This window comes from Lysinibacillus sp. TE18511 (assembly GCF_054062295.1).
In genome coordinates this window covers 1-7,178 of sequence record NZ_JBSSFD010000077.1, presented here as the reverse complement: position 1 = coordinate 7,178, position 7,178 = coordinate 1, and the positions used below count along the sequence as shown (strand labels likewise).

The window sequence follows — 7,178 nt, the reverse complement described above, 5'->3', positions numbered from 1 at the left end:
AAATAGCCATCTATCCGAAAAAATTCAGGGTAGATGGCCATTAGTCGTGCGTACTGAGAAGGTGCGCTTATTTTTTTATATTTCGGGCTTACAATTAAACTATTTATAAAATAAAAAAAACATATGTATATTGATACATACATATATGAAAATAAAAATCATTTAAAATCTCAGTTGTAGGTGAATTCTGCCGAAAGTAATTTGATATTTTGTGCCAGATAAGGTGACAAACAATACCGAATGGACAACTTTTTGTGCGGTAAACGATGATGACACTATATAATAGAAGAAACTCATACTAAATGGGACGTGATGACATGGAATTCGAATTCCTATCGATGCTGAACGTCTAGTAAAGGTGATCAATCGAAATGGTGCATCGGCAACAAGTGGATCAAACAAAATGCAATTGGATATGAGGGACAAGCAGAAATATTTGATTACAGAAGACGAATAGATGAGAAGAAAAGGGATTAAGCTGAAAGCTTACCTGTACAATAGCAGCCAGGCCATCGACTGATTTTCGTAAATCTGTCGCGCCACAAGCGATAAAGACTTTATCCATTCGAATATTAGTGAACATGGTTGCGTACCACATGTAGGATTTTGGTGAGCGTTGCTTCCTCGAAATCTGGTAGAAGTTCGATGGAAATTCCCTTTATCTTAAGGATAATCGGAGCAGTGTTTGAAGAAACTGATTCTTGAATCGAATGTGCTCCTACAATGCCACCACAACCACAGTCTATATCAGTTCTACCCCTAACTACATTGATACTTATCACTATAGTGTATAGAGCCAGCATTAAAGATGCTCCTATAAAAGCATGCTTTAAATATATTCCAACTAAGAAAATAAGACCTAAAAGAAATTCTAGAGTAACATCTATAAAAGCATATTTTCTAACATATTTATTAGGAATTATTTTATACTCCATAATGCTAAAAATATGCTCTTCATAATTTTTAATCTTTGATATTGAGCTGGTAAGAAAAATAAGTGCAAATATATTTCTAATGGCCAATATATAAATCTCCACTACTTATTTATCCTTTACTTTGTTTATATGTTTGATATTGCTTTTGATACATAGAATAATAATGACCTTTTTCACTAATCAAAGATGTATGATCACCTAATTCCACTATTTTTCCTTCATAACTATAATTTTGTCAGCTATAGCAGCATAGTTTAAGCGATGATATATACATATCTTATCTCTTGTTACATTTTTTAATGTATTTAAAAAATGTAATTCGCTATTAATATCCATGGCTGACATAGGTTCATCTAATACTATTATTTGAGAGTCGCGAAATATTGCTCTTGCTAAGGCTAGTTTTTGCCATTGTCCTCCTGAAATATCTTCTCCATCTTCAAAAATTTTTCCGAGTCTTGTATCATATTTATTTGTGAATTTATTAACAAAATCATCAACGTTACAATCTACAGCTACTTCTTTTACTTTATTATGATTATTTTTGTTTTCCCAATCACCAAAGATGATATTTTCGTGTACAGAGAATGAATATTTCATAAAGTCTTGAAAAATCACACTAATATTTTTGCTGAGATTAACTTTATCAATCTCATTAATATTTATGCCATCTATACAGATTTCACCCTCGGTAACATCATAGAGACCCAGTAAACATTTAATTAATATCGTTTTTCCTGAGCCATTCTCACCTATAATGGCTATTCTTTCGTTTAATTAGTATGTATAAAAAACACGAGCCCAATTAATGGACTCGTGCTCGGATATTACATATTATCTTCGTTCCAAGTTTCGATAGCCCAAGTTACACCTTCCACTGTTGCTTGAATACGCATTTCACGGCGGTTGGCATCAGTAACGGCAGCGAACGTGTAATTCAAACGACCATCACCATTGAAGTTTGCTGGGAAATTTGCAACAGGAATATTGCCAGTGTATTCACGATGAGTGTACCACGAGCCATTTACCTTAGATTGAATTCGTAAAGTTCCTTTAATGCCACTCCAAAACTCAGTATCAATAGTACAATGCACATCATATTGTGAGCCAGTTTTTGCGCTACCTACTACACTAAGACGGAAAAGTCCTTGTCCTCCTGCGTTTCTTAATCCTTGAACGTTTTTACTACGAGAAAATGAATTTGCCATAATAATATTCCTTCTTTCCAAAGTTTTTAACAGTTTAACGACATATTTAGGTCAAAATTCACTCATAAAATATGAATTTTACAAGGGAGTTAACTACGAGAAATGGCGTTTGCTATACTGCTTACACTATATATGTAACGTGAATATCTCCTTGTGTGACGTTACATGGAAAAAATATTAAAATAAAAGAAAGACGACCCGTGTTTGTAATTCACTTTAATTAGGGTGGATGGAATATTATTGAAAATTGAATTTTGCTTGGCTTGACTATTGTTTTTATCATTGCAATTTTAGGGTTTCGTGAATTCGTCGGGGAAACAAGCCAACCCGAATTGTATGACAAAGAATTGGGCGAATGGGCTTCGAAAATGAACGTAATGCTTTCCGAACCGATGAACGACTCAAAATTGAAGGAGACGAACAACGACGAAGGTTTCGAATTTTACTTGAAGGCACAAGATGTCATTAGAGAATTTCCGTAACAATTGATTAAAGAAAGCAATGAAATAGAAAAGGAACACTCGAACTTGTTTCTTCCATCAAGTTACATCTCACATAGTCAATTCGTTCGTACGGCACATATAGAATCTAACGGCGAAGCGAAGGAATCAGCGGAATTTGCCGATCAATAGAAACCGACCGATGATAACATGCTTCAAGCATTCGAATATATGAATCAGATAGTGAATGATATTGATGTTGCGATCAACCATAACGGAGAAGGCGAAATGTATGGTGTGACGCATCTATTGAACGGCGGAAAGGTTTCCGAAGTTGAAAAGTTTGTCAAAGAGGAATGATAGCGAATGTGTTGACGACGAAAACTATTCGTCGTTTTTTTTTAAAACCCCTTGCTATGCGAGGGGTTCCAAAGAGCTTTTAGCTATGGACAAGAAAAATGGATATATGAATATATTTTTGTTTTGGGAATTTATTTATACCAAGTTAAGGTGATATATGAGTGTGCTAAAATGAATCGAGCAAGGTAGTTGGTCGTTAAAAACGGAAAAACGATATTTCGCAAGCTAAATTTGAGCCATTTGTTTATTTAAAATGTGAGCCACTAAAATTTACTCTTTTCCATCCATTCATTCGTTTCTAAAATGCGATATGAGCCACCTATCATGTTGATATGTAAGCACGATGTGTGAGTCGATCTGTTAAATCCGAAGTTCAAACTGGATCATGAAACACTTCTTCCCACCGATCGAATGATAAATTATTCGTAATGATTGTCGCAGCTGGACCAGCACGCAATGATAAGTGCGTGAAACCTAGTTCATCGATAATGACTAAATCATACTTTCGAATTTCATTTCAAATGAGCGTAACGTTCTTGCAGAACGACTCTCCTTCAATTAGTTCACTAGTGAAGCGACACTTGTGAAATACACTTTATAGCCTGCTAAACAAGCTTCAGCCCTAATTCAATCAATATGCGTCTTACCTGTGCCAGGTGATCCAATTAGTAACAAATTTTGCTTATTTTGAATGAATTGAAGTTCTTTTAAATGAGGAAGACGAACCGCCGCATTTTGTCTAGTTCCTCTAAAAGCTTTTTCTCGGGAAAGTTAGCTAAACGAATTCGATTTAAGTCTAACTAAACATAAAAGAGGTGACTCAAAAATGGAAATTTATTTTTGGTGTAGCATCAATTCTGGCTTAGTGGAAGTATTTAAGTAATCGAATTACAAAAAAATAGAACGAAATAAGTAAATATCCAAATATACAAGTGTGGAAATTTCCTTATTTCTTTTTTGTAGTCACAGATTACAAAAACCTTTTCACATCTAATAAGGGCGAACTAGGATTTGAAGGCATTGAAATATTTAGCGCCCATATCTACATTCTTATTATTTTGATTAGAATAGGAGGTGCAAAATGGAATTTGTAACAGAAATCGCAACATCACAAGTGGTTTGGGCAATTTTGTGTATTTTATTAACAGTGGTAGTTATAAAGGAAATGCGAATTGAAAATGTAAAAAGGGAAACTAAATTAATTGATCTTTACGAAGATTATCGAAAAGAATCAAAAATACGTGAACAACAACTAATATCTCACCTGGAACGCAGTAATGAATCTCAAGAGCAAACCATAACAGCTTTGCAATTGATAAATTCAACTCTAGCTACACTTGAAGGTCGTGTTGATAACATAGAAAGAATTTGTAATAAGTAGAGGACAACATGGTTGGTAGTATATTTTTTGCAGCGATTATAGTATTAAATATTACTTTTTCAAAAGAATATATAAACAGTCCAATAATAGAAATATACTTAGATAAAATGAAAACCTCCATTTTGATCCATCTTTTTTCAAAATGGAGGTTTTGTATTTGCTATTAATAAGGATTGAATAGAATCTTTTAATCAAGCTTTATTTCAAACCAACATCTATTAAAGTGACGACGTCTGTAAATATGTTGAGAATATTATTAAATCTATTTCCCTTACCTAACGTCTTTGTTAAAGAGCTTAGAAATAATACTACAATGTAAAATTTGTTCGTTTTACTGTAGCGCGGAAGATTAAAAAACGCCTTTCCTTCGAGAAAGGCGTTTTCGTTTTTTAAATGAAAACCTAATGATTATTAAGAAAAATATCATTTAAATTATATATACTCATTTTTCCTCACATCACATTGTGGAAATTAAATATAAAATTGTATACAATTAAAACAGGAACATACGTTCTTTTTAGGGATGTTCCTAGAGGATAACTTTTCATATTGAATATTGTTTCTAGTGTAAAAAATAGTTTTTTTACACACCGAGTGTCACAAAAAAACAAAAAACAAACACATCTCCTTTTATAAACATTTTTACCAAAAGGAGTTAAAATTAATGAATAAATCAAACGTGTCATTATGGTGTGATTTAGAAAAAATGGTAGAATTATATGCAAAAGAGACGGAAATATACAAAAAAGAAACGATTCTATCAAACGTATTCGAAGAAATGAAAAGTTATATTAGTAAATGCATAAACAATGCGTATTTAAAACCAAGAAACTACGGTCTTGAGATTCCAAAAGAAGACTTCGAGTCACGATTCATGCAAAATCTTTGGGAAGCAGTTGAATCATTTCAAGTTGGTGGTTCCACTTTCAAGAATATTGTAATTCGTAGATTTGACTTTGCTGAAAAGCATACCTGGAATCAATATAAAACAAAGGGAAACAAAGATGATAAAGATGGTGTTTCGTACGAATCCGCAAGATTGGAGTCACTGGACAGAAAAATAGGAGGTTCTGAGTCAGAAGAAGAAACAACGCTTGCAAATCTTTTAAACTGGAAAGTAGTTTCAACAGAAGACAAATTTCTTGACCAGATAGAAGAAGCTTCAATTATATCTGAATTCGCAAGAGTAAACGAAAGATATGCTAATGTAATTCGATTCATGGCGTTAGGTTACAAGGGAGATGCTTTAGCAATTGCAACTGGGGAAGCAGATTCTAACAATCCGAAGTTTAGAAAACTGATTCAGCGATCAAAAGAATCATTTGCAAAATTCATGAACGAAAGATCTTCTTTATAATCGGTACTTTTCCCCACCTTTAACCTCCTTTCAATATTGAACTTAAGCTGGTTAAAGAATGAATCTTCTAGTATTACACTACCTAAAAAAGAACATATGTTCCTTTTTGGGCTGAAATACGCCATTTAAGTTTCTATTAGGCTTTATAAAAGGCGAGATTAAATGAATAATGAAATGGTATTTATTATACAGCAGAAACTAATAGCGAATATAGGCTAGAGTAAGGATGTACTGGTTTCAGGAAAGACTGAATGGTTGAAAATGTATAAATAATGCTTTACAGATAGAATTAGGAGTTACCTTGTGCTAATAGCTTTGGGCCTTTGACTGGAGCTGCATTTAAACAATGGGGAGAAATGCAAATTCGATTGGTTCCTACCGATAAAAAACAAAACATCGTTAAACTAAAGCGCCCGATTGTAATTCATGTGAAGAAGTTATACCTACCCAAGTCTAATAGCTATAAAAATATCAAAGAAATAAGGAGAGAAAGATATATGTCATATACTATTATCAATAATTTCATCCCAGAGTCATTATATAAGCTCAAATCGCCATACAGGATGAGACCAGAATACATTACACTTCATAATACTTATAACGATGCGACTGCAATTAACGAAATAGCATTCATGCATCGGAATCCTGATCCGGTAAGCTACCACGTTGCAATTGATGATAAGCACGCTGTACAAGCCATCCCTTTTAACCGGAGTGGTTATCATGCCGGAGACGGTCCAAATGGTACAGGAAACCGTAAATCTATTGGAATAGAGATCTGCTACAGCAAATCAGGCGGCCCTAGATACTTTAACGCTGAAAAAAATGCAATAGAATACGTTGCACATGTACTTAAACAATATGGCTGGGGCATTGATCGTTTGAAATGGCATTATGATTGGATTAATAGTAAAGGAAAAAGGAAGAATTGTCCTCATCGCATCCTTGACGAGGGGCGTGCTAAATCAGTTAAAGAACAAATTGCATTAAAATTGAAGGAGTTGAATAAATGATTCGGCTCACTAAAGTAGCAGAATACCAAGTGCTGATAAAGCCATTTACTTCCATCTAAAAAAGACAGTAGACAAAATCGAAATCTCCGAGTTTGTCTACCGTCTGAGAGGACAATTAACTTTTGGCATATTTACTATTATCTATCACCTTTGGATTTCATAACTTCTGAAACCTTATCGCCTTCCAGTTTTAAGGAATTCAACAAAAATGAGTAGCTTGGTAATTACTAATCATGTAGGGAGCTTGTGGATCGATCGGAGAGTACCTGTCACGTATACTGTATGTTTCGACTTTTCATTGCCATAACTACAGGTTATTTCAATATTGTGTTATTATTAGTAAGCCCGAAATATAAAAAAATAAGCGCACCTTCTCAGTACGCACGACGAATGGCCATCTACCCTGAATTTTTTCGGATAGATGGCTATTTTGCACATGTGGCTTGGATTTTTTTCGACCAAGGCATGTAATTATTTAAAATCT

The 7,178-nt window shown here is 33.9% G+C and carries 9 protein-coding genes and 1 pseudogene; 5 read left to right on the top strand and 5 right to left on the bottom strand.

Annotation, left to right across the window (positions count from 1 at the left end; genetic code table 11):
• Positions 1 to 394: 394 nt before the first annotated feature.
• The 4 genes from tnpB to ACVWXS_RS25505 all read right to left on the bottom strand — a co-directional run bounded on the left by tnpB (position 395) and on the right by ACVWXS_RS25505 (position 2,143).
• The gene (gene tnpB / locus ACVWXS_RS25520) at positions 395 to 565 is read right to left on the bottom strand and encodes an IS66 family insertion sequence element accessory protein TnpB (protein ID WP_456960633.1); all 171 of its coding nucleotides are present in this window, start codon (positions 563 to 565) and stop codon (positions 395 to 397) included.
• 7 nt (positions 566 to 572) lie between these two features.
• Entirely contained in the window at positions 573 to 1,022 is a 450-nt protein-coding gene (locus ACVWXS_RS25515; protein WP_456960632.1) for a MauE/DoxX family redox-associated membrane protein, read from the bottom strand.
• A 120-nt stretch (positions 1,023 to 1,142) separates the two neighbouring features.
• The gene (locus tag ACVWXS_RS25510) at positions 1,143 to 1,700 is read right to left on the bottom strand and encodes an ATP-binding cassette domain-containing protein (protein WP_456960635.1); all 558 of its coding nucleotides are present in this window, start codon (positions 1,698 to 1,700) and stop codon (positions 1,143 to 1,145) included.
• Between the two features lie 62 nt (positions 1,701 to 1,762).
• Positions 1,763 to 2,143 carry a hypothetical protein gene (locus ACVWXS_RS25505; protein ID WP_456960631.1) on the bottom strand — a complete coding sequence of 127 codons (381 nt, stop codon included), beginning with the start codon at positions 2,141 to 2,143 and terminating at the stop codon, positions 1,763 to 1,765.
• A 347-nt stretch (positions 2,144 to 2,490) separates the two neighbouring features.
• On the opposite strand from ACVWXS_RS25505, the gene ACVWXS_RS25500 reads away from it, so the two are divergent.
• Both ACVWXS_RS25500 and ACVWXS_RS25495 read left to right on the top strand, forming a co-directional pair.
• Positions 2,491 to 2,625, top strand: coding sequence for a hypothetical protein (locus tag ACVWXS_RS25500; protein WP_456960630.1), 135 nt, complete (start codon positions 2,491 to 2,493; stop codon positions 2,623 to 2,625).
• A 168-nt stretch (positions 2,626 to 2,793) separates the two neighbouring features.
• On the top strand, positions 2,794 to 2,943 hold the full coding sequence (locus ACVWXS_RS25495) for a hypothetical protein (RefSeq protein WP_456960629.1): 150 nt from the start codon (positions 2,794 to 2,796) through the stop codon (positions 2,941 to 2,943).
• 627 nt (positions 2,944 to 3,570) lie between these two features.
• Here the strand turns inward: ACVWXS_RS25495 and ACVWXS_RS25490 are convergent.
• Positions 3,571 to 3,639 (bottom strand): annotated as a pseudogene (locus ACVWXS_RS25490) (ATP-binding protein); the annotation flags it as partial.
• A 385-nt stretch (positions 3,640 to 4,024) separates the two neighbouring features.
• Here ACVWXS_RS25490 and ACVWXS_RS25485 point away from each other — a divergent pair.
• The 3 genes from ACVWXS_RS25485 (at position 4,025) to ACVWXS_RS25475 (ending at position 6,694) form a co-directional block, all read left to right on the top strand.
• Positions 4,025 to 4,324, top strand: coding sequence for a BhlA/UviB family holin-like peptide (locus tag ACVWXS_RS25485; protein WP_456960628.1), 300 nt, complete (start codon positions 4,025 to 4,027; stop codon positions 4,322 to 4,324).
• A gap of 664 nt (positions 4,325 to 4,988) precedes the next feature.
• Positions 4,989 to 5,681, top strand: a complete 693-nt coding sequence (gene bacL2, locus ACVWXS_RS25480) for a BacL2 family protein (RefSeq protein WP_456960627.1) — start codon at positions 4,989 to 4,991, stop codon at positions 5,679 to 5,681.
• A 356-nt stretch (positions 5,682 to 6,037) separates the two neighbouring features.
• A complete protein-coding gene (locus tag ACVWXS_RS25475) occupies positions 6,038 to 6,694 on the top strand; it encodes a peptidoglycan recognition protein family protein (protein ID WP_456960634.1) in 657 nt (218 codons plus the stop codon).
• Positions 6,695 to 7,178 lie beyond the last annotated feature (484 nt).

What these genes read in the sequence shown, in the direction of transcription:
- tnpB (WP_456960633.1), bottom strand. Translation starts at nt 565, where the DNA reads ATGGATAAAGTCTTTATCGCTTGTGGCGCGACAGATTTACGAAAATCA.
- ACVWXS_RS25475 (WP_456960634.1), top strand. Translation starts at nt 6,038, where the DNA reads ATGCAAATTCGATTGGTTCCTACCGATAAAAAACAAAACATCGTTAAA.
- bacL2 (WP_456960627.1), top strand. Translation starts at nt 4,989, where the DNA reads ATGAATAAATCAAACGTGTCATTATGGTGTGATTTAGAAAAAATGGTA.
- ACVWXS_RS25505 (WP_456960631.1), bottom strand. Translation starts at nt 2,143, where the DNA reads ATGGCAAATTCATTTTCTCGTAGTAAAAACGTTCAAGGATTAAGAAAC.
- ACVWXS_RS25495 (WP_456960629.1), top strand. Translation starts at nt 2,794, where the DNA reads ATGCTTCAAGCATTCGAATATATGAATCAGATAGTGAATGATATTGAT.
- ACVWXS_RS25485 (WP_456960628.1), top strand. Translation starts at nt 4,025, where the DNA reads ATGGAATTTGTAACAGAAATCGCAACATCACAAGTGGTTTGGGCAATT.